We start from the raw sequence: 19464 nt of genomic DNA on the forward strand, positions 1-19464 counted from the left end.
GTCACCCTCACGCAGTTGCGCTTCACTTCGCTCGCTGTGGTCAGCTCGCGGGAGGACTTGCACCCCCAAGATCGCGCCCATGCTGGGCGCACAAAAAAGCGGGCATGCCGCCCGCGTCTTCCGAAGCCAATGGCCCGGCACTCAAACGGCCATGATCGACACCGCCTTGGTGTTGAGGTACGCCTCCATCGCCTCCGGGCCGCCCTCGGAGCCATAGCCGGAGTCCTTGATGCCGCCGAAGGGCATCTCCGGGGAAGGTGCCGCCGGCTGGTTGATCCACAGCATGCCCACCTCCACGTGCTGCGACAGCAGGTGCGCGTTCCTGATGGACCGCGTGAAGGCATAGCCCGCCAGCCCGAAGGGCAGCCGGTTGGCCTCGGCGATGGCTTCCTCCAGGGAGTCGAAGCCGCGGATCGCCGCCACGGGGCCGAAGGGCTCGTTGTTGAACACGTCCGCCTCCAGCGGCACGTCCGTCAGCACCGTGGGCGCGAAGAAATTGCCGCTGGTGCCCACGCGCTCGCCGCCCGTGGCGATCGTGGCGCCCTTCTGGCGCGCATCGTCGAGCACCTGCGCCATCGCCGTGAGCCGGCGCGCGTTGGCCAGCGGGCCCAGCGTAGTGCCCTCGGCCAGGCCGTCGCCGAGCTTGAGGCTCTCGGCGTGCTTGACCATCGCCTGGGCGAACTCGGCCTTGACGCTGTTGTGCACCAGGAAGCGCGTGGGCGAGATGCACACCTGCCCGGCATTGCGCCACTTGGCTCCGCCGGCGGCCTTGACGGCCAGGGCGATGTCCGCGTCCTCGGCGACGATCACCGGCGCATGTCCGCCCAGCTCCATGGTGGCGCGCTTCATGTGCTGGCCGGCCAGGGCTGCGAGCTGCTTGCCCACGGGCGTGGAGCCGGTGAAGGTGACCTTGCGGATGATCGGGTGCGCGATCAGGTAGCTGGAGATCTCGGCCGGGTTGCCGAACACCAGGCCGACGGTGCCGGCAGGCACGCCGGCCTCCACGAAGGTCTGCAGCAGCGCCGCGGGCGAGGCCGGCGTTTCCTCGGGCGCCTTCACCAGGAAGGAGCAGCCGCAGGCCAGCGCGGCGCCGAGCTTGCGCACGATCTGGTTGATGGGGAAGTTCCAGGGCGTGAAGGCCGCCACGGGGCCCACCGGCTCCTTGATGACCAGTTGCTGGGCCGCCAGGTTGCGCGAGGGCACGATTCGGCCGTAGACGCGGCGGCCCTCGTCGGCGAACCACTCGATGATGTCGGCGCCGGCCAGCACCTCCACGCGGGCCTCGGCGAAGGGCTTGCCCTGCTCCAGGGTCAGCAGGCGTGCGATCTCCGGGGCGCGCTCGCGCAGCAGGGCGGCGGCCCGGCGCATGGTGGCGGCGCGCTCGTTGGCCGGCACCTTGCGCCAGGCCTCGAAGCCGCGCTGGGCGGCCTCCAGGGCGCGGTCCAGGTCGGCGATGCCGGCGTGGGCCACCTTGCCGATGGGCTGGCCGGTGGCCGGGTTGATGACGTCCAGGGTCTTGCCGCTGGCCGCGTCGCTCCATTCGCCGTTGATCAGCAGGCGGGTGTCCACGTAGCTCGAAGTGCTCATGTCGGTCCTTGGGGTTCTCTTTCAGGGGGGTATTTGGATTCGAATGGGGCGGCGTGAAACTGCTCCCGGAGCGATTGTCGCCCGACGAGGCGCCTGGCTGCGACCGCCGGCGCAAAGTCCTTCGCGCCACGATCTGCATCGTGGGACCCGGCGCTATGGGGATCGGAATAGGGGCCGGTCTAAGGCGCACACCTCCCGGTACATCGTCGTGCCGCGCTTCTGCTGCTTGAGTTCAAGCGCGCGCAGCCGGTGGCGCAGCCACTCGTCGAGCTCACACGCCAGGCCTTGGACGTTGCGCCAGCCCGAAGTACGCCTTACACCCCAGCAGGTAGGGGCGCAGCCCCTGCACCACTTGCGCCATGCTGCGCCTGCCCGGGCCAACCACAGCGCGTAGCCCAGGAACTTGCACCCGAACGCACTGGCAACCGCGCTATTGGTCTCGTTGACCTTCCAGCTCGCGGGAGGACTTTCACCTCCAGGATCGCGCCCATGCTGGGTGCACCAGAAAAAAGCCCGCTGCGTGAAGGCGGGCTTGGCAATGAAGCGAACGCTCAGCGGCTCGGCTTGAATGCGCGCGGTGGCCGGGCGTCACGCGGTGCGAACGTCTTGGCCCCACCATGGGCACCGCCATGGCCACGCCCCGCACCGGCGTTGCCACGCGGCGCGGTGTCGCCCCAACCCGGCTTGCGACCGTAGCCGGCCTCGTCACGATCACGGTTGCCGCCGAAGCCACCCTTTCCCTGCTGACCTTGGTCGCCACGCGAAGCACCCGCCCCATGACCACCGCGCCCGGCCCCGCGCTCGTTGAAGCCGCTCGCGCCGGCATAGCCGCCGCGCGGTCCACCGAACTTGCGGTCACGTGAATGGTTGTCGCGGCTCTCGCGGCCACGGCCGCCGAAATCGCCCTGGGGACGGCTTTGCGGGAAGCGCTGCTGCGGCTCCAGGCCAGGAATCACTTCCGCCTTGAAGGGCTGCCGGCTGTAGGCCTCGATGTCGAAAATCTTGCGACGATCGCGGAATTCGGCAAAGGTCACGGCAAGGCCGTCGCGGCCCGCCCGGCCGGTGCGGCCGATGCGGTGCGTGTAGTCCTCCGCCTTCATCGGCAGGCCGAAGTTGAAGACGTGGGTGATGGTGGGCACGTCGATGCCGCGCGCGGCGACGTCGGTCGCCACCAGGATCTGCACCTGACCCTGGCGCAACGCCATCAGGCGGCGATTGCGCAAGCCCTGGCTCAGCGCGCCATGCAGCGCGACGGCGCTGAAGCCCTCCTGCTGCAGGTCGGCGGCCAGCCCGTCGCACTCGATCTGGGTGCTGGCGAAGACGATCGCCTGGTTGATGCCGGTATCGCGCAGCCAGTGGTCCAGCATCTTGCGCTTGTGCTGGACGTTGTCGGCCCAGAACAGCACCTGCTTGATGTTGGCGTGTTTCTCCTGGGGCGTGTCGATGGTCACGCGCTGCGGCTCACGCATCACGCGCTGCGCCAGTTGCTGGATGCGCGGCGCGAAGGTGGCGCTGAACATCATGGTCTGCTGGCGCTCGATGGTGAGCTGGTTGATTTCGGCCAGGTCATCGGCGAAGCCGAGGTCCAGCATGCGGTCGGCTTCGTCGACAACCAGGAATTTCACCTGGTCGAGCTTGATCTGCATCGAGCGCTGCAAGTCGAGCAGACGTCCCGGCGTGGCCACCACGAGGTCCGCGTTCTGCAGGCGTGCGATCTGCAGCTGGTAGGGCATGCCGCCAACCACATTCGCGATGCGCAGGCCACGGCAGTGGCGAACGAGGTCGATGGCGTCGTGCGCGACCTGCTGGGCGAGCTCGCGCGTGGGGCACAGCACCAGCGCGCCGGGCACGGCGGGCTTGAAGTGGCGCGGGTTGGTCGGATCCTTGCGCTTGGCTCTCTTGGGCGGCGCTTCACCGCGTGCGGCGGCTTCTTCGACCAGGCGCTGATACTCGACCTTTTCAGCGGCCGCGGCTTCGGCCTGGCGCTGCAGCAAGGTGTGCAGCACGGGCAGCAGGAAGGCGGCTGTCTTGCCACTGCCGGTCTGGCTGGACACCATCAGGTCGACGAAGCGTGACGCGCCATCGGTTTGCCGCATGGCTCGCGGGATGGCCTGCGCCTGCACGGCAGTAGGCTGGGTGAAGCCCAGGTCCTCGACGGCGGCGATCAATTCGCTCGCCAGGCCCAGCTGGACAAAGCCGTTGGGCTGCTTGGGCTCGGCCACTTCAGCTTCGCCAGCCTCGACGGCGTCAAGCGCCTCGAAAACCTGCTTGTCCTCGGTGGTGGGAATCGACTCGCCACGGGCAGCGAAATCATCGGATTGCACAGGCGCGAACTCGCCCTGCGCTTCAAAAGCGTCGGTCATTCAGAAATCTCATGCGCGAGTGCCGCCGCAGGCGGCACTCCGTCGGGTGGTGAACAACATCAACCATCCAACGACGTTCGGCAGAAACTTACGTCGCTGCCGCGGCCCATTCGAACGGGCGCGATGTGCAAGATAGGGAGATGCGAGAAGACGCTACAGGCAGGGCCTGACAGCGAAGCCTGCAATTATCGCACGGCCTCGGGTTTTTACCTAATCCTGCAAACGCAGAAAGGTATCCCGGTAGTGCGCGAGCTCCTCGATCGACTCATGCACGTCGGCCAGCGCGGTATGGGCCTGCTGCTTCTTGAAGGCGTTGAAGGCGGCGGGCTTCCAGCGCTTGGCCAGTTCCTTGAGCGTGCTGACATCCAGGTTGCGATAGTGGAAATAGGCTTCCAGCTTGGGCATGTACTTGACCAGGAAGCGCCTGTCCTGGCCGATGGTATTGCCGCACATGGGCGAGCCGTTCTTGGGCACGTACCGGGCGATGAATTCCAGCAGTTGCTGCTCGGCCGCCGCCTCGTCGACGGTGGACGCGCGGACCTTGTCGATCAGGCCGCTGCGGCCATGGGTCCCCTTGTTCCAGGAGTCCATGCCGTCGAGCACCTCGTCGCTCTGGTGGATCACCAGCACCGGCCCCTCGATGCGGGGCGTCAGTTCGGGGCCGGTCACCACCACCGCGATCTCGAGCAGGCGCTCCTTCTCGGGGTCCAGGCCGCTCATCTCGCAGTCCAGCCAGACGAGGTTCTGGTCGCTCTTCTTCAAAATGGTGGCGGTGGGGGCCGCAGTCGTCGCAATGGGATCGGGCATCGGCCGATTGTCGTCGATGACCCTGCGCCCGAGCGGGCCTGGGAGCGGGCTAAACTCGCTGCGCCATGGCCGCCCCCTTTCCCGCTTCGCCGCTGTTCACGCTTGCCTTCGCGCTCGCGCTTGTGGCAGGGCTGGTCGTGAAGCTCTGGCTGGCGACGCGCCAGGTACGCCACGTGGCGCGTCACCGCGATTCGGTCCCCCTCGCCTTCTCTGGGGCCATCTCGCTCTCCGCGCATCGGAAGGCGGCCGACTACACGGTGGCCAAGACCCGCCTGGGCCTGCTGGAGATGGTCTGGGGCGCAATGGTGCTCGTGGGCTGGACCTTGCTGGGCGGGCTGGATCTGCTGAACAAGCTCCTGCTCGACTGGCTGGGCGGCGGCATGTGGCAGCAACTGGCACTGCTGGCCGCCTTCGTGCTGATCGGCAGCCTGCTCGAACTGCCCTTCACGCTGTGGCAGACCTTCCGGCTCGAGGAGCGCTTCGGCTTCAACAAGATGACCTGGCGGCTGTGGCTCGCCGACAGCATCAAGGCGCTGCTGCTGGGCGCGGTGATCGGCCTGCCAATCGCGGCGCTGATTCTCTGGCTGATGGGCGCAACCGGCCGGCTGTGGTGGCTCTGGGCCTGGGGCGCGTGGATCGCCTTCAATCTGCTGCTGATGCTGATCTACCCCACCTTCATCGCGCCGATCTTCAACAAGTTCCAGCCGCTGGACGACGACCAGCTCAAGGCCCGCGTGAACGCGCTCATGCAGCGCTGCGGCTTCGCGGCCAAGGGCCTGTTCGTCATGGATGGCAGCACGCGCAGCGCGCATGCCAATGCCTACTTCACCGGCTTCGGCGCGAGCAAGCGCGTGGTCTTCTACGACACGTTGCTGCGCCAGCTAGATGCCTGCGAGGTGGAGGCCGTGCTCGCGCACGAGCTCGGGCATTTCAAGCATCGGCACGTGTGGAAGCGCATGGCCGCCATGTTCGCGTTGAGCCTGGCCGGCTTCGCGCTGCTGGGTTGGCTGTCGGGCCATGTCTGGTTCTATACCGGGCTCGGTGTCCAGCCGAGCATGACTGCGCCCAACGACGCGCTCGCGATCCTGCTGTTCATGCTCGCCGTGCCCGTGTTCGGCTTCTTCATTGCCCCGCTGTCGGTTCTGATCTCGCGCCGCCACGAATTCGAGGCCGACGCCTACGCGATCGCCCAGACCAGCGGTGCCGACCTGTCGCGGGCGCTGCTCAAGCTCTACCAGGACAACGCCTCCACGCTGACGCCCGACCCGGTGTTCGTCAAGTTCTACTATTCGCACCCGCCGGCCTCGGAGCGCCTTGCGCGCATGGCAGCGGCCTGACCCCGGAGAACGACCATGAGCAGCATGCTGAAGTCCATCGACTGGAAGACCCGGCCGCGCCGGGCGTTGAGCGCCACCGAGATCGTGTCGCAGCTGGCCCGTCTCGACGGATGGAAGCTCACCGGCGACGGTGCCCACGTCGCCATCGAGAAGACCTACGCCTTCGCGAATTACTTCGAGACCATCGCCTTCGTGAACGCGCTGGCCCTGATCGCGCACCGGCAAGACCATCATCCCGATCTCTTGGTGCACTACAACCGCTGCGTGGTGCGCTTCAATACGCACGACGTCGGCGGCATCTCGTCCACCGACTTCGACTGCGCGACGCAGGCGGACGCCCTGCTCGCCGACTGACGCCTGGAACGCGCCCTTGGCCAGGCCCCGCCCACGCGCCCCCACGGAGACCAGCCCGGCCTGGCGCGACGGTCTGGTCATTGCCAGCCATGGCCGCCACTGCGTGGTCGAAACGCCGGAGAAGGAGCGCGTGATCTGCCACCCTCGCGGCAAGAAGAGCCAGGCCGTGGTGGGCGACCGGGTGCGCTGGGAGGCCAGCGAGGACGAAGGCACCATCGAACAGGTGCTGCCCCGCAGAAACCTTTTGTACCGCCAGGACGAGATCCGCACGAAGTCCTTCGCCGCCAATCTCGACCAGGTGTTGATCCTGATCGCCGCCGAGCCCGAATTCTCCGAGGCGCAACTGGCGCGCTCCCTGATCGCAGCGGCCGCGGAGGGCATCAACACGCTGATCGCTCTCAACAAGAGCGATGTGGTCGAACCCTTCGAGCGCGCCTGGGAACGGCTGGCTCCCTATCGGCGCATGCACCACGGCGTGCTGCCGCTGTCGCTCAAGGCGTCGCCGGAGGTGGACCGTGCGACCCTCATGAAGCTGCTGGCAGGCAAGACGACGCTGGTGCTCGGCCCCTCGGGCGCAGGCAAGAGCACGCTGACCAACCTGCTCGCGCCGCATGCGCGCGCGTCCACGGCCGAGATTTCGCAGGCGCTCAACTCGGGCAAGCACACCACCACCAGCACCACTTGGTATTGGGTGGACGACGCCCACACCACGGCACTGATCGACTCGCCCGGCTTCCAGGAATTCGGCCTGCACCACATCGAGCCCATGCAACTCGCGCCGCTGATGCCCGACATCGCCGAGCACGCGGGCGCGTGCAAGTTCTACAACTGCACGCACCTGCACGAGCCTGGCTGCGGGGTGATCGCGCAGGTGGCGTCACCGCACCATCCGGGGGGCATCAGCCCGTCGCGCTATCGGATCTACGGCGAACTCTTCGCCGAGCTGAGCCAGCCTCGTCACAAATGAATGTCCTGCTCTATTCCCACGTGTTCCATCCATCGGTGGGTGGGGTCGAGACGGTCTCGCGCGCGCTGGTCGAAGGTTTCGTCGCCCAGGGCGTCGACTGCAAGGTGGTCACGCAGACGCCGGCGGAAAGCCCCAAGGACGCAGCCTTTCCTTTCGAAGTCGTGCGCCAGCCTTCGGCGGCGCGGGTGCGGGAGCTGCTCCGCTGGGCCGACGTGGTGCTCTTCAACGGCGCCAGCCTGGCGCTGCAACCGTGGGTGCTGCTCTACCGCAAGCCCTTCGTCTGGGTGCACGTGGGCTACCAGGCCAGTTGCATCGATGGCGCCGGCTGGGTAGACGGCCGGCCCGCGCCGCTGACGCCGGTCGCCTCCGTGCTCTTCCATGCCCGCCGCGGCGGCTGGCTGCACGCCGTGAAGAACGGCATGAAGTTGCTGCTCCGGCGCGGCATCGCGAAGTTCGGCGTCACGCGCAATGTGGCGATCACCGAGTGGATGAACGGGGCCCTGCCGCTGCCCCGCCAGGTGCAGATCTACAACCCCTTTCCGATCGAGCGTTTCCGCGCTGCCGACCGCGAAGGCGCCGAGTACGAGTTCTTCTACATGGGCCGGCTGGTGCAGGAGAAAGGCGTGGACACGCTGATCCGCGCCTTCGCCAAGGTGCTGGCGCGCCAGGCCGGCCGGCCGCGGCTGCTGCTGATCGGTGACGGCAGCGCTCGCCCCGAGCTCGAGCGCCTGGTCGCGGAGCTGGGCATCGGTTCATCGGTCTTCTTCGCCGGCTCCCAGTCGGGCGACGGCCTGGTCGAGTGGGTGGCCAAGGGCATGATCGGCGTGCTGCCCTCGGCGTGGTACGAGCCCATGGGCGGGGTGGCGGTCGAATTGCTGGCTGCCGGCAAGAGCCTGATCGTGTCGGCCCAGGGCGGACTGGCCGAGTGCGTGGGGGATGCCGGCCTCACCTTTCCCAACGGCGACGATGAAACGCTCGCCGCCCAGATGCTGCGCGTGTTGGAGGACCCTGCCCTGCGCGCGGCGCAGGCGTCCAAGGCCCGGGAGCGCGCCGCCGGCTTCATGCCCGGGCGCTTCGTCGCCCAGTACATCGAGATGCTCGGCGCTATCGCGCGCAAGAGCTGAGGATCAGCCCAAAATCCGGACCAGCGCATCCACCAGCGCCGAGCACTGATCACGCGTGCCGATGCTGATGCGCAGGTACTGCGCGATGCGGGGCTGCCTGAAATGCCGCACCAGCACCGCGCGCTCGCGCAGGGCCGCAGCCAGGGTGGCGGCATCGTGCGCGGGGTGGTGCACGAACAGGAAATTGGCCTGCGAGGGCAGTACCTCGAAGCCCAGATCTTCCAGCTGCAGCGTCAGGCCTTCGCGAATGTCGATGATGTCCAGGCGCGTCTTGTCGAACCAGGCCTGGTCCTCGATCGACGCAATGGCCCCGGCACTCGCCAAGCGGTCGAGCGGATAGGAGTTGAAGCTGTTCTTGACACGCTGCAGGGCATCGACGAGCGATGCCTGGCCGCAGGCAAAGCCGACCCGCAGTCCCGCGAGGGAACGCGACTTGGACAGGGTGTGCACGACCAGCAGGTTCGGATGCCGATCGATCAGCGGCACCGCGCTTTCGCCGCCGAAGTCCACGTAGGCTTCATCCACCAGCACCACGCGGTCGGGGCAGGACGCCAGCAGGCCTTCGATGGCCGCGAGCGGCAAGCCGATGCCGGTGGGCGCGTTGGGATTCGCGATCACGATGCCGGCGCAGCCGCGTGCGGCACGCGAGGCCATGGCCTCGACGTCGATGCGCAGCCCTGCATCCACCGGCACCAGTTCGCAGTCGATGCCGTAGAGCTGGGCATAGACGCGGTAGAAGCTGTAAGTAACGTCCGGGATCAGCAGCGGCTCGGCCTGCTGGAAGAACGCGAAGAAGGCATGCGCCAGCACCTCGTCGGAGCCGTTGCCGACGAAGACCTGTTCGGGTCGCAAGCCGTCATGCGCGCCGATCGCCTCGCGCAGGGCCACGGACTCGGGATCGGGATAGCGCTCCAGGCCCTGCGCCGCCGCGCGCTCGATGGCCGTGATGGCCCGCGGCGAAGGGGCAAAGGGGTTCTCGTTGGTGTTGAGCTTGACCAGGCCCGGAATGCGGGGCTGCTCGCCGGGCACGTAGGGCTCGAGCGCCGCGATGCGTGGACTCCAGAAGCTCGGAACGCTCGCCACAATGTCAGCCCAACAGCCGCGCCAGGGTCAGAAGCGCCAGCAGCACCATCCACATCACCACCGAGCGCCAGACCAGGCCCACCACGCTGCGCAGGTGGGCCGGCTCGGGCTCGCGCCCCGGCGTGCTGCCGCTGTCCGGGCCCCTGGGCGTGAGCAGCGAATCACCGGCCTGCGCGCGCGAGAGCGGATCCGTCACCGGCACCGGGCTCAGGGCGCCGCCGCCCAGGCGCACATTGACCGCGCCGGAGGTGGCGGCCAGGATCACACCATCGTTCTCGCTCGGAAAACGCCGCGCGTCGTTGCGCCAGCAATCGATCGCCTCTTCGAAGCTGCCCACCACGGCGAAGCCGATGGCGGTGATACGGGCCGGGATCCAGTCGATCAGCGCCCAGGCCCGGTCGGCCGCCTGCTGAACCCAGACGCTGGAGGGCTGGATGGACGCGTTGTGCTTGTGGGCCCAGTAGCGCGAGACGAACTCGCTCATGCGGTAGAACACCGCGCCGGCCGGTCCGAGCCCGAATGCCGCCAGGATCGAGAACCAGGCCAGCACGCCGAACACATGCCGGTGCGCCGCAATCACCGAATGCTCGATGACGTGGCGCACGATCTCGCTGCGCGGCAGGTCGGCCGCATCGACGCGCTGCCAGTGGGCCAGGAGTGAGCGCGCCAGCGCTTCGTCGCCGATCTCGAGCGCGTCGCGAATACCGGTGAAATGGTGGCTGAACTGCCTGAAGCCCAAGGTCACGTAGAGCACCGCCACGCTCCACAGCACGGCAAAAGGCAAGCCCAGCGTGAGCACGAGCAGCCAGTGGACTGCCAATGCCAGCACGGTCGGCACCAGCACCGCCAGCGACCATGCCACCCATCCGTGGTGTGGCTTGCCGGCATCGAAGTTGCGGCTGGTCCAGCGCGTCCATGCCAACACGCCGCCGTACACCGGGTTGTGATAGGCGAGCGGCCGCACCTGCTCGATCAGCAAGGCGCACAGGATCGCGAAAAAACTCATCCGACGATGATAGCGAGTGGTCCGTGACGCCCCACCCGTAGCCGGGGCGGGCTCTCAGGCGGAGAGAAAGCGATAGAGGTTGCGCAACATGCCGGCGGTGGCGCCCCAGACGAAGCGCTCGTGAGGCCCGTCCTGATAGGGCATGGAGAACCACTCGCGCGATCGGTTCTCGCCATCGAGCACCGCATGGCGCCGGTGGTTGGCCGGATTCATCAGGTAGGCCAGAGGGACCTCGAAGGCTGCCGCCACCTCATAGGGGTTGATGTTGAGTTCGAAGCCCGGCTTCACCAGGCTGACCACCGGCGTCACGATGAAGGAGGTGACGGTGGTGTAGGTCGGCAGGCAGCCCAGCACCTCGATGTGTTCGGCCGAGAGGCCCACCTCTTCCCAGGCTTCGCGCAGGGCGGCGGCGGAAATGTTCGCATCTTCGGGATCGACCCGGCCGCCGGGGAAGGCAACCTGGCCCGAGTGCGTCGACAGATTGGCGGTCCGCTCGGTCAGCAGCACCGTGGGCTCTTCGCGCATCACGATGGGGACGAGCACGGCCGCCTGGGCCGGTGCGCGGTCGTACATGCGCGGCTCGCGCCGCAGTTCGGGCGTCCAGGCCGGCGGCGTGGCAAAACGAGCGCGCAAGGACCGCGCATCGAATTGGGCGGCCGGAACGGCAGGAAGCGCGCTGTCGACGCCGACCACCGGCACATGGCGCGGATCGAAGGACGGCGGCACCGCAGGCAGGACGGCATTGACGGTCTCTTCGACGGGGGCGGCGCGCATGGCGGATGGTGGAGGGGTCGTCAAGAAAGATCTACCGAGTAAAACGCAAAACGGCGCCGCACGGGAGAAACGGCGCCACAACAAAAATCACGAACACCTCGATTCCTCGAGACACCAACGCAAAAAGCCGCCAGGAACGGCGGCTTTTTGCAAGGCAGAGGCGCTCCTTACTGAGCGGCTGCTGCGGCCTTGCCCGGCAACTTTTCCTTGATGCGCGCCGAGCGGCCGCTGCGCTCGCGCAGGTAGTACAGCTTGGCACGGCGCACGTCGCCGCGGCGCTTGACCTCGATGCCGGCGATGAGCGGGCTGTAGGTCTGGAAGGTACGCTCCACGCCTTCGCCGCTGGAGATCTTGCGCACCGTGAAGCCGCTGTTGAGGCCGCGGTTGCGCTTGGCGATCACCACGCCTTCGTAGGCCTGCACGCGCTTGCGGGTGCCTTCGACGACGTTCACGCTGACGATGACCGTGTCACCGGGCATGAAATCGGGAATCTTCTTGCCGAGCCGGGCGATTTCTTCCTGCTCGAGGGTCTGGATGAGGTTCATGGCTGTCCTGGATTCGATCGTGCACGCGCTACACAAGGGGCGTCTTGCCGAGTTCAGGGAGGTCCTGGTCGGGGCCGACGCGGCCGGCAGAGGATCGGGGAACCGCGGATTATAGCTTTTTCCGCAGCGCCTTCTCATCCGCGGCGCTGAGCCGGCCTGCCGCGCGCGCCGCCTCGACCAGTTCGGGCCGCTTCTGCAGGGTGGCGGCGAGGCGCTGGTCGCGCCGCCAGCGCTCGATCTGCGCATGGTGGCCCGAGAGCAGCACCTCGGGGACGCCCCTCCCCTCCCACTGCTCGGGCCGGGTGTAGTGGGGGCAGTCCAGCAAGCCGTCCAGCGCGGGATTGAAGCTGTCCTCGATGTGGCTGGCCTCGTCGCCTAGCACGCCCGGCTGCAGCCGGGCCACCGCGTCCAGCAGGGCCATGGCGGGAATTTCGCCGCCAGAAAGCACGAAATCGCCGAGGCTCAACTGATGCGTGACCCGCGTGTCGATGAAGCGCTGGTCGATGCCTTCGTAGCGCCCGCAGACCAGAACCGCACCTTCGCCGCCCGCCCAGCGCTCGACCGCTGCATGATGCAAGACATCCCCGGCCGGCGAGAAGAGGACAACCGGCGCAGCGCGGCCACGCGCGGCCAAGGCCGCATCCAGGCAGGCGGACAGCGGCGCGGCCATCATGACCATGCCCGGTCCGCCGCCGAAGGGCCGATCGTCCACCCGCCGATAGTTGCCCTCGGCAAAGTCGCGCGGATTCCACAGCACCACCTCGACCTGCTTCGTCTCGAAGGCGCGCCGCGTCACGCCGCTGGCCAGAAAGGGCGCGAACAGTTCGGGAAACAGGGTGATGACGTCGAAGCGCATGGAGGCACCGAGGCCAAAGGGCTCAACAGGCTCAGTAATCCGGCTGCCAGTCGACCTTGATCGAACGCCCGGGCAGATCGACCGCGTCCACGAAAGCAGAGACGAATGGAATCATCCGCTCGACCGGCTTGCCGTCTTCGACGGCCTCCAGCACCAGCGTGGTCTGCGGTCCATTGGCCAGCAGACCGCGCACCGTGCCAAGGACGACGCCCTCGCGATTGGTGACGGTCAGGCCGATCAGGTCGACCCAGTAGTACTCGTCATCGCCGGCGGTGGGAAAACTGGATCGCGGCACGAACACGCGCGCGCCACGCAAGGCCTCGGCGGCGCTGCGGTCCGGCACGTCCTCGGAGGACGCCACGATGCAATCGGAATGCTCACGGGCTTCACGGATCGGAAGCCGGAAAGCGCTGCGAGCCTCGCCACCGGGAGGCTGCAGAAACCAGCGCTTGGAGGAAAAAAGCGCCTCGGGCTGGGCGCTGTGGGGCAGGACCTTGAACCAGCCCTTGATGCCCCATGCATCGGCGATACGTCCTACCTCGATCGCATCCGCCGGCAGTTCGACGGCTTCGAGCGTGGGCAGCATCGCCGGGCGCGGTGGCTCAGGCGGCCGCCTTGGGGGCCGCTGCGGCAGCTTGCTTGATCAGGCGTGAGACGGTGGGCGAAGCCTGGGCGCCGACGCCCTTCCAGTAAGCCAGGCGATCCTGCGCGATGCGGATGCTCTCTTCATTTTCCTTGGCGCTGGGGTTGTAGAAACCCAGGCGCTCGATGAAGCGGCCGTCGCGGCGCACGCGCTTGTCCGACACGACGATGTTGAAGAACGGACGGCCCTTCGAGCCGCCGCGGGAAAGTCGAATGACGACCATGATTTATCCTTCGGGTGGTGGCGAACGGCTTGGAAAGTTCGCCCACTGAGTTCTTCCAGCGTCGAGACACGCGACATGGCCACCCGGCCAGCGCACGCTGAAAAGCCCGCGATTATAGCCCGAGTGACATCACCAGCCTCCCCGGCCCCCGCCGCCCTCCCGATGACCGCCATCCGCCCCAGCCGCGACGAAGACGTCCCGGCGATCACCGCCATCTATGCCCACCACGTGCTTCACGGCACCGGCACGTTCGAAACCGAGCCACCCGGCGTTGCCGAGATGGCGACGCGGCGCGCGGACGTGTTGGCCAAGAAGCTGCCCTACCTGGTCGCCGAGCGTGACGGCGAGTTGCTGGGCTTCGCCTACTGCAACTGGTTCAAGCCCCGTCCCGCCTACCGCTATTCGGCCGAGGACTCCATCTACCTGGCCGAAGGGGCGCGCGGCCAGGGGGTCGGCAGCCTGTTGCTGGCCGCGCTGGCCGAGGGCGCCGAGGCCGCGGGCGTACGCAAGCTGATCGCGGTGATCGGCGACTCGGCCAATGCCGGCTCGATCGGCGTGCACCGCGCCCAGGGCTTCGAGCATGTCGGCGTACTCAAGAACTGCGGTTGGAAGTTCGGCCAATGGCGCGACGTGGTCCTCATGGACAAGGTGCTGGGCGCCGGCAGCACGACGAGCCCCGAGTGAAGAGCAAGACTGTCGCCGCCTGGCTCGCCTTTCTCGGCGGACCGCTGGGCCTGCACTGCTTCTACCTGCGCGGGCTCGGCAGCACACTGGGCTGGCTGCTTCCCATTCCAACGGCGCTCGGCCTTTACGGGATCGAGCGCGTGCGCTCGTACGGCGTGGACGATCCCTGGAGCTGGCTGCTGTTGCCCCTGCTGGGTTTCACCATCGCCGGCTGCGCCCTGACGGCCATCGTCTACGGCCTGATGACGCCGGAAAAATGGAATGCGCGCTACAACGCCGGCGCCGCGGCCGACGCACCCGCCGGGCGCAGCAGCTGGCTCACCATTGGCGCCGTGGTGCTGGCGCTGTTCTTCGGCAGCACCATCCTGATGGCCAGCATCGCCTTCAGCTTTCAGCGCTACTTCGAGCACCAGATCGCCGAAGGCCGGAAGATCTCGCAGTAGCAGGCAGCCGCACATCGGGGCCGTGGCGCCCCAGCTCAGAAGATCTGGAATCCGACCCAGTAGGCAATGGCCGCCACGAAGGCAGCGGCCGGGATGGTGAAGACCCACGCCCACACGATGTTGCCGGCCACACCCCAGCGCACCGCGCTCGCGCGCTGGGCCGAGCCGACGCCGACGATCGCGCCGGTGATGGTGTGCGTGGTCGAGACCGGGATCCCCAGTGCCGTGGCGAGGAACAGTGTCAGCGCCCCACCTGTCTCCGCGCAGAAGCCGCCCACCGGTTTGAGCTTGGTGATCTTCTGTCCCATCGTCTTGACGATGCGCCAGCCCCCGAACATCGTGCCCAGCGCAATGGCTGCGTAGCAACTCACGATCGTCCAGGTCGGCGGCGCGTCGGCGTTGGCCGCCGCGTGGCCGGTGGCGATCAGGAGCATCCAGATGATGCCGATGGTCTTCTGCGCGTCGTTGCCACCGTGGCCCAGGCTGTAGGCGCCGGCAGAAACCAGCTGCAGCGAACGGAACCACCGGTCCACCCGCGAAGGCGTCGAACGCCGGAAGATCCAGGCGACCAGCACCATCATGGCCGACCCGAGCAAGAAGCCCAGCAGCGGCGAGACGAAGATGAAGGCCACCGTCTTCCAGATGCCGGCCGCGACCAGCGCGCCCGCGCCGGCTTTGGCAATCACCGCACCGACGATGCCGCCGATCAGCGCATGCGACGAACTGCTGGGGATACCGTAATACCAGGTCAGCAGATTCCAGCTGATGGCCCCCACCAGGGCTCCGAAGACCACGTGCACGTCCACGATGCCGGGCTGCACGATGCCCTTGCCGACCGTCGCGGCCACGCTGAGGTGGAAGACGAAGATCGCGATCAGGTTGAAGAAGGCCGCGAACACCACCGCGTGCCCGGGCCGCAGCACGCCGGTGGACACGACGGTGGCGATGGAGTTCGCCGCGTCGTGGAAGCCGTTCATGAAATCGAAGGCGATGGCCAGCGCGACCAGCAGCACCACCACCCACAGGGCGACCTCTACCGTAGCCATGCAGCGCCCGCGTTCAGGAGTTCTCGAGGACGATGCCCTCGATCACGTTGGCCACGTCCTCGCACTTGTCGGTGATGGTCTCCAGCAGTTCGTAGATGGCCTTGAGCTTGATCACCTCCCGCACGTCCGGCTCCTCGCGGAACAGCTTGCTCATGGCGCTGCGCATCACGCGGTCGGCGTCGGATTCGATCCGGTCGATCTCCTCGCAGGTCTTGAGCGTGGCCTCGGCGGTGGCCGGGTCGGTGATCTGGCCGAGGAACTTGACGGCGTCCTTCACCCGCTCGCAGCATTTCACGCTCAGGGTGGTCAGGCGCGAGATCTCCTCGGTCATGTGGCGGATGTCGTACAGCGCCATGGTCTCGGCCGAGTCCTGGATCAGGTCCGCCACGTCGTCCATCGTGTTGATGAGGGTGTGGATCTGCTCGCGGTCGATGGGTGTGATGAAGGTCTTGTGAATCAGCCGGTTGACGTCGTGCGTCACACGGTCGGCCGCACGCTCGGCGTTGTCCACATCCCGGTTGTACTGCTCACGCAGGTGCAGGTCGTTGTAGTTGGCCACCAGTTGCTCGAAGGCACGGGCAGCCTCGACGATGCGGTCGGCATGCTGATTGAACATCTCGAAAAAGTTGCCCTCGCGGGGCAACAGCTTGCCGAACATGGTGTGAGCTCCTGGGATCGTCGGCTATCACGCACCGGTGACGCCATGATGAAAACCCGACGAGTGTAAAGGGCAGGCCCACCGGGCGTGTTCAGAGTCTTTCCACGCGTTGGTCGGCCACCTGCGCCAGCAGGGCCGGCGAGACCCGGCCGGGCGCGATCTCGGCAAGCGGCAGCAACACGAAGGCGCGCTCGTTCATGCGCGGATGCGGCAGCGTCAGCGCAGGCCGGTGCAGCACCGTGTCGCCATGCAGGAGCAGGTCCAGGTCGAGCGTGCGCGGCGCGTTGTGGTAAGGGCGCTCACGGCCTGCCTCCCGTTCGAGCCGCTGCAACTCTGCCAGCAGCGCCATCGGATCGAGTTCGGTGTGCAGCTCCACGACGGCATTGATGAAATCGGGACCCTGCGCCTGCACGGGTGCGCTTCGGTAGAGCGACGAGTACGCCGCGAGCCGCGTATGCGGCAGGCTCGCCAGATCGTCGATTGCCCGCCGCAATGTCGCTTGCGCGTCGCCGAGGTTGGCGCCGAGCGCGACATAGGCCTGCGTCATGGTGCTCACTCGGCCGCGGCGTCGCCGCTGCCGGCCTCGCCGCCGCCGCGCGGCTTGCGCCGCCGGCGGCGCTTGCGTGCGGGAGCGACGGCGAGTTCGCCATCGGGCGGCGTCGCCTGTTCAACATCACGCTCAGCCGCAGCCGCAGGCGCACGCGCGGGAGCTCGCTGGCGCGTCCTCTTGTGCTGCTCGTCGCGCACCTGGTCCAGCAGGTCCTGGCGCCGCAGGTCATCGGAGGTGCTGAACTCCTGCCACCATTCGGCGATCGCCTCGCTGACCTCGCCGACGTCGGCACGCAGGCGCATGAAGTCGAAGGCGGCACGGAAGCGTGCCTGCTCGACCAGGCTGTAGGGCGTGGCACCGCTGCGCTTGTCGAAGCGCGGCTGCATCATCCAGATCTCGCGCATGTCCGCGGCCAGCTTGCCGCGCCCGGAGACATCGCCGATGCGCGCATTGAACACGTCGTCAATCGCGTCCTGCAACGCAGGGAAGGGAGCCTGCGGGCGCTGACCGTGCCGGCCTTCAAGGCGTTGCGCCCAGCCGTCACGCACGTCGGCCCACAGCACGCAAGCCAGCAGGAAACTCGGGGCCACGGGTTTGCCTTCGCCGACACGCCGGTCGGTGTCCTGAAGGGCGGCGGCGACGAAAGGCTGGTCGGCGCGCTCGACCACCACGTCCAGCAGCGGGTAGATGCCGGTGGCCAGGCCCAGCTTGCGCAGCTGGGCGACGGTGGCAACCGCATGGCCCGTCTGGAGCAGTTTGAGCATCTCGTCGAAAAGGCGGCTCTGCGGCACGTCGGCCAGCAACTTGCTGCAGTCGACCAGCGGCGCGGCCGTCTTGGCCTCCAGCATGAAACCGAGCGCCGCCAGCTTGGCCGAGAAGCGGATTGCGCGAATGATGCGCACCGGATCCTCGCGGTAGCGCGTGACAGGGTCGCCGATCATGCGAAGGGTGAGCTTCTTCGCGTCCTTGATGCCATTGTGGTAGTCCACCACGACCTGGCTCGCCGGGTCGTAGTACATGGCGTTGACGGTGAAGTCGCGCCGCGCGGCATCTTCTTCCTGCGGTCCCCAGACGTTGTCGCGCAGCACGCGGCCGCTGGCATCCACCGCGTGCTTCATTCCCGCCAGTTCACCCTTGCTGGTGCGTTCGTTGCCGGCCACCTGCTCGGCGCCGGCGCTGTCCATGTAGGCCCGGAAGGTCGAGACCTCGATCACCTCGTGCTCGCGCCCGCGGCCGTACACCACATGCACGATTCGGAAGCGCCGGCCGATGATGAAGGCGCGGCGAAAGAGGCTCTTGACCTGCTCGGGCGTGGCGTTGGTGGCGACGTCGAAGTCCTTGGGCCGCAGGCCCAGCAGCAGATCGCGCACCGCGCCGCCGACCACGTAGGCCTCGTAGCCGGCGCCCTGCAACGTGGTGACCACGTTCCTGGCGCGTTCGTCCACCAGGGTTGGGTCGATGCCGTGCACCGAGGCCGGCACCTCCTGGCGCTTGCCGAAGCGGGCCTTGCCGCCTGCGGCGCCGCCCGTCTTGCCCAGGAGTTTGTCGATGAATTTCTTGATCATTGGAAAAGTTCGGCGCGCGGGGCGCCCTCATTCATTTTCGAGCATCGACCGGATCAGCGGGATCGTGATCGCGCGCTGGGTCTGCAGGGCATAGCCGTCAAGCTGGACCAGCAGTTCCATCAGGCTGCCCAGGTCGCGGCTGAATCGGTGCAGCATGTAGTCGAGCACCTCGTCCGACAGCATCACGCCGCGGCTGTCCGCTGCCTGGCGCAGCACAGCGCGCCGCTCCGATTCGCCGAGCACCTGCAAGTGGAACACATGCCCCCAGCCGAGCCGGGTGCGCAGGTCCTCGCGCAGCGGCAGGTCTGCCGGCGGCAGCGCGCCGGCCGCCACCACGCCGCGCTGCAGGCTCTGCGCGTTGACGAACCAATTGAAGGCCGCGTGCTGCTGGACGGCGGTGTAGAGGTGCACGTCGTCGAGCAGCACCGCGCCCCAGCATTCGTCGAACTCGGGCGGATCCGCCAGCCCCGGATGCAGCCAGCCCACGCTCGCCCCCTGATCGCGCAGCGCGGCTCGAACAGCCTCCAGCAGGTGCGACTTGCCGCTGCCGCTCTCGCCCCAGAGGTAGGTGGGCACCGGCGAATGCAAGACGCCGGCCCCGCGCCCGTCACCCACCCACAGCCGCAGGTGCTGCAGCGCCGGCTCGTTGGGTCCGGCAAAGAAGCCGTCCAGCGTCGGACCGGAGGCGAGGCCGATGTCGAGCGCGAGCTGCTTCATGCCGGGACCGCGGCGAGCGGCCGGAAGGGCGCGGTGGACGCGGTTGAAAGGTTCATGGACTGGGTGGAGGGGCCGCAGGGTAAACCGGCGGCAAGGGGGCACCGGGCCCTTAAAATCGTGCGGAATTCTATC

The 19464-nt window shown here is 67.6% G+C and carries 21 protein-coding genes; 6 read left to right on the top strand and 15 right to left on the bottom strand.

The window, feature by feature from the left end:
• Positions 1 to 141: 141 nt before the first annotated feature.
• The 3 genes from ABEA07_RS00005 to orn form a co-directional block, all read right to left on the bottom strand.
• On the bottom strand, positions 142 to 1587 hold the full coding sequence (locus ABEA07_RS00005) for an NAD-dependent succinate-semialdehyde dehydrogenase (protein ID WP_345535050.1): 1446 nt from the start codon (positions 1585 to 1587) through the stop codon (positions 142 to 144).
• 551 nt (positions 1588 to 2138) lie between these two features.
• The gene (locus ABEA07_RS00015; RefSeq protein ID WP_345535051.1) at positions 2139 to 3950 is read right to left on the bottom strand and encodes a DEAD/DEAH box helicase; all 1812 of its coding nucleotides are present in this window, start codon (positions 3948 to 3950) and stop codon (positions 2139 to 2141) included.
• Positions 3951 to 4160: 210 nt separating this feature from the next.
• Positions 4161 to 4757 (bottom strand): oligoribonuclease, encoded by a 597-nt coding sequence (orn, locus tag ABEA07_RS00020; RefSeq protein WP_345535053.1) that lies wholly within the window; start codon positions 4755 to 4757, stop codon positions 4161 to 4163.
• A gap of 65 nt (positions 4758 to 4822) precedes the next feature.
• Here orn and ABEA07_RS00025 point away from each other — a divergent pair, with 65 nt between their 5' ends.
• From ABEA07_RS00025 to ABEA07_RS00040, 4 genes are read left to right on the top strand one after another with little or no spacing between them, the layout of a single operon-like run.
• Positions 4823 to 6094, top strand: coding sequence for a M48 family metallopeptidase (locus ABEA07_RS00025; RefSeq protein WP_345535054.1), 1272 nt, complete (start codon positions 4823 to 4825; stop codon positions 6092 to 6094).
• Positions 6095 to 6109: 15 nt separating this feature from the next.
• Positions 6110 to 6448 carry a 4a-hydroxytetrahydrobiopterin dehydratase gene (locus tag ABEA07_RS00030; protein WP_345535056.1) on the top strand — a complete coding sequence of 113 codons (339 nt, stop codon included), beginning with the start codon at positions 6110 to 6112 and terminating at the stop codon, positions 6446 to 6448.
• Positions 6449 to 6464: 16 nt separating this feature from the next.
• On the top strand, positions 6465 to 7415 hold the full coding sequence (gene rsgA / locus ABEA07_RS00035) for a ribosome small subunit-dependent GTPase A (RefSeq protein WP_345535058.1): 951 nt from the start codon (positions 6465 to 6467) through the stop codon (positions 7413 to 7415).
• On the top strand, positions 7412 to 8539 hold the full coding sequence (locus ABEA07_RS00040; RefSeq protein ID WP_345535059.1) for a glycosyltransferase family 4 protein: 1128 nt from the start codon (positions 7412 to 7414) through the stop codon (positions 8537 to 8539). The genes rsgA and ABEA07_RS00040 overlap by 4 nt, the downstream gene beginning before the upstream one ends.
• A 3-nt stretch (positions 8540 to 8542) precedes the next feature.
• Here the strand turns inward: ABEA07_RS00040 and hisC are convergent, their stop codons facing one another.
• The 7 genes from hisC to rpsP form a co-directional block, all read right to left on the bottom strand.
• Complete coding sequence (gene hisC, locus ABEA07_RS00045; protein ID WP_425584044.1) at positions 8543 to 9622, bottom strand: histidinol-phosphate transaminase; 1080 nt, start codon at positions 9620 to 9622, stop codon at positions 8543 to 8545.
• A gap of 4 nt (positions 9623 to 9626) precedes the next feature.
• Positions 9627 to 10628: a CobD/CbiB family protein gene (locus ABEA07_RS00050; RefSeq protein ID WP_345535061.1), complete on the bottom strand. Its 1002-nt coding sequence runs from the start codon at positions 10626 to 10628 to the stop codon at positions 9627 to 9629.
• Between the two features lie 54 nt (positions 10629 to 10682).
• The gene (locus tag ABEA07_RS00055) at positions 10683 to 11402 is read right to left on the bottom strand and encodes a CoA pyrophosphatase (RefSeq protein WP_345535062.1); all 720 of its coding nucleotides are present in this window, start codon (positions 11400 to 11402) and stop codon (positions 10683 to 10685) included.
• A gap of 167 nt (positions 11403 to 11569) precedes the next feature.
• Positions 11570 to 11947 carry a 50S ribosomal protein L19 gene (gene rplS, locus ABEA07_RS00060; protein ID WP_345535063.1) on the bottom strand — a complete coding sequence of 126 codons (378 nt, stop codon included), beginning with the start codon at positions 11945 to 11947 and terminating at the stop codon, positions 11570 to 11572.
• A 109-nt stretch (positions 11948 to 12056) separates the two neighbouring features.
• Positions 12057 to 12803: a tRNA (guanosine(37)-N1)-methyltransferase TrmD gene (gene trmD / locus ABEA07_RS00065; RefSeq protein ID WP_345535065.1), complete on the bottom strand. Its 747-nt coding sequence runs from the start codon at positions 12801 to 12803 to the stop codon at positions 12057 to 12059.
• 31 nt (positions 12804 to 12834) lie between these two features.
• On the bottom strand, positions 12835 to 13389 hold the full coding sequence (gene rimM / locus ABEA07_RS00070; RefSeq protein ID WP_345535066.1) for a ribosome maturation factor RimM: 555 nt from the start codon (positions 13387 to 13389) through the stop codon (positions 12835 to 12837).
• Between the two features lie 16 nt (positions 13390 to 13405).
• Positions 13406 to 13669 (bottom strand): 30S ribosomal protein S16, encoded by a 264-nt coding sequence (gene rpsP / locus ABEA07_RS00075; protein ID WP_345535067.1) that lies wholly within the window; start codon positions 13667 to 13669, stop codon positions 13406 to 13408.
• A 162-nt stretch (positions 13670 to 13831) separates the two neighbouring features.
• On the opposite strand from rpsP, the gene ABEA07_RS00080 reads away from it, so the two are divergent.
• Positions 13832 to 14353 (top strand): GNAT family N-acetyltransferase, encoded by a 522-nt coding sequence (locus tag ABEA07_RS00080; RefSeq protein WP_345535068.1) that lies wholly within the window; start codon positions 13832 to 13834, stop codon positions 14351 to 14353.
• On the top strand, positions 14350 to 14796 hold the full coding sequence (locus tag ABEA07_RS00085; protein WP_345535069.1) for a hypothetical protein: 447 nt from the start codon (positions 14350 to 14352) through the stop codon (positions 14794 to 14796). Before ABEA07_RS00080 ends, ABEA07_RS00085 begins: the two co-directional genes overlap by 4 nt.
• A 35-nt stretch (positions 14797 to 14831) precedes the next feature.
• On the opposite strand, the gene ABEA07_RS00090 is transcribed toward ABEA07_RS00085, so the two are convergent.
• From ABEA07_RS00090 to hda, 5 genes are all read right to left on the bottom strand, one after another.
• On the bottom strand, positions 14832 to 15842 hold the full coding sequence (locus tag ABEA07_RS00090) for an inorganic phosphate transporter (protein WP_345535071.1): 1011 nt from the start codon (positions 15840 to 15842) through the stop codon (positions 14832 to 14834).
• A gap of 13 nt (positions 15843 to 15855) precedes the next feature.
• Complete coding sequence (locus tag ABEA07_RS00095) at positions 15856 to 16500, bottom strand: DUF47 domain-containing protein (protein WP_345535072.1); 645 nt, start codon at positions 16498 to 16500, stop codon at positions 15856 to 15858.
• A 91-nt stretch (positions 16501 to 16591) separates the two neighbouring features.
• Positions 16592 to 17047 (bottom strand): 2-amino-4-hydroxy-6-hydroxymethyldihydropteridine diphosphokinase, encoded by a 456-nt coding sequence (gene folK, locus ABEA07_RS00100; RefSeq protein WP_345535074.1) that lies wholly within the window; start codon positions 17045 to 17047, stop codon positions 16592 to 16594.
• 5 nt (positions 17048 to 17052) lie between these two features.
• Positions 17053 to 18615 carry a polynucleotide adenylyltransferase PcnB gene (gene pcnB, locus ABEA07_RS00105; protein WP_345535075.1) on the bottom strand — a complete coding sequence of 521 codons (1563 nt, stop codon included), beginning with the start codon at positions 18613 to 18615 and terminating at the stop codon, positions 17053 to 17055.
• Between the two features lie 27 nt (positions 18616 to 18642).
• Positions 18643 to 19332 (bottom strand): DnaA regulatory inactivator Hda, encoded by a 690-nt coding sequence (gene hda, locus ABEA07_RS00110; protein WP_345535077.1) that lies wholly within the window; start codon positions 19330 to 19332, stop codon positions 18643 to 18645.
• Positions 19333 to 19464: the final 132 nt, after the last annotated feature.

Origin of the sequence: Variovorax defluvii (assembly GCF_039541515.1) — a bacterium.
GTDB lineage: Bacteria > Pseudomonadota > Gammaproteobacteria > Burkholderiales > Burkholderiaceae_C > Variovorax > Variovorax defluvii.

Excerpts from the sequence above, each read along its gene's own strand:
- ABEA07_RS00005 (WP_345535050.1), bottom strand. The coding sequence starts at position 1,587 with ATGAGCACTTCGAGCTACGTGGACACCCGCCTGCTGATCAACGGCGAA.
- ABEA07_RS00015 (WP_345535051.1), bottom strand. The coding sequence starts at position 3,950 with ATGACCGACGCTTTTGAAGCGCAGGGCGAGTTCGCGCCTGTGCAATCC.
- orn (WP_345535053.1), bottom strand. The coding sequence starts at position 4,757 with ATGCCCGATCCCATTGCGACGACTGCGGCCCCCACCGCCACCATTTTG.
- ABEA07_RS00025 (WP_345535054.1), top strand. The coding sequence starts at position 4,823 with ATGGCCGCCCCCTTTCCCGCTTCGCCGCTGTTCACGCTTGCCTTCGCG.
- ABEA07_RS00030 (WP_345535056.1), top strand. The coding sequence starts at position 6,110 with ATGAGCAGCATGCTGAAGTCCATCGACTGGAAGACCCGGCCGCGCCGG.
- ABEA07_RS00040 (WP_345535059.1), top strand. The coding sequence starts at position 7,412 with ATGAATGTCCTGCTCTATTCCCACGTGTTCCATCCATCGGTGGGTGGG.
- ABEA07_RS00050 (WP_345535061.1), bottom strand. The coding sequence starts at position 10,628 with ATGAGTTTTTTCGCGATCCTGTGCGCCTTGCTGATCGAGCAGGTGCGG.
- ABEA07_RS00055 (WP_345535062.1), bottom strand. The coding sequence starts at position 11,402 with ATGCGCGCCGCCCCCGTCGAAGAGACCGTCAATGCCGTCCTGCCTGCG.
- rplS (WP_345535063.1), bottom strand. The coding sequence starts at position 11,947 with ATGAACCTCATCCAGACCCTCGAGCAGGAAGAAATCGCCCGGCTCGGC.
- trmD (WP_345535065.1), bottom strand. The coding sequence starts at position 12,803 with ATGCGCTTCGACGTCATCACCCTGTTTCCCGAACTGTTCGCGCCCTTT.
- rimM (WP_345535066.1), bottom strand. The coding sequence starts at position 13,389 with ATGCTGCCCACGCTCGAAGCCGTCGAACTGCCGGCGGATGCGATCGAG.
- rpsP (WP_345535067.1), bottom strand. The coding sequence starts at position 13,669 with ATGGTCGTCATTCGACTTTCCCGCGGCGGCTCGAAGGGCCGTCCGTTC.
- ABEA07_RS00080 (WP_345535068.1), top strand. The coding sequence starts at position 13,832 with ATGACCGCCATCCGCCCCAGCCGCGACGAAGACGTCCCGGCGATCACC.
- ABEA07_RS00090 (WP_345535071.1), bottom strand. The coding sequence starts at position 15,842 with ATGGCTACGGTAGAGGTCGCCCTGTGGGTGGTGGTGCTGCTGGTCGCG.
- ABEA07_RS00095 (WP_345535072.1), bottom strand. The coding sequence starts at position 16,500 with ATGTTCGGCAAGCTGTTGCCCCGCGAGGGCAACTTTTTCGAGATGTTC.
- folK (WP_345535074.1), bottom strand. The coding sequence starts at position 17,047 with ATGACGCAGGCCTATGTCGCGCTCGGCGCCAACCTCGGCGACGCGCAA.
- pcnB (WP_345535075.1), bottom strand. The coding sequence starts at position 18,615 with ATGATCAAGAAATTCATCGACAAACTCCTGGGCAAGACGGGCGGCGCC.
- hda (WP_345535077.1), bottom strand. The coding sequence starts at position 19,332 with ATGAAGCAGCTCGCGCTCGACATCGGCCTCGCCTCCGGTCCGACGCTG.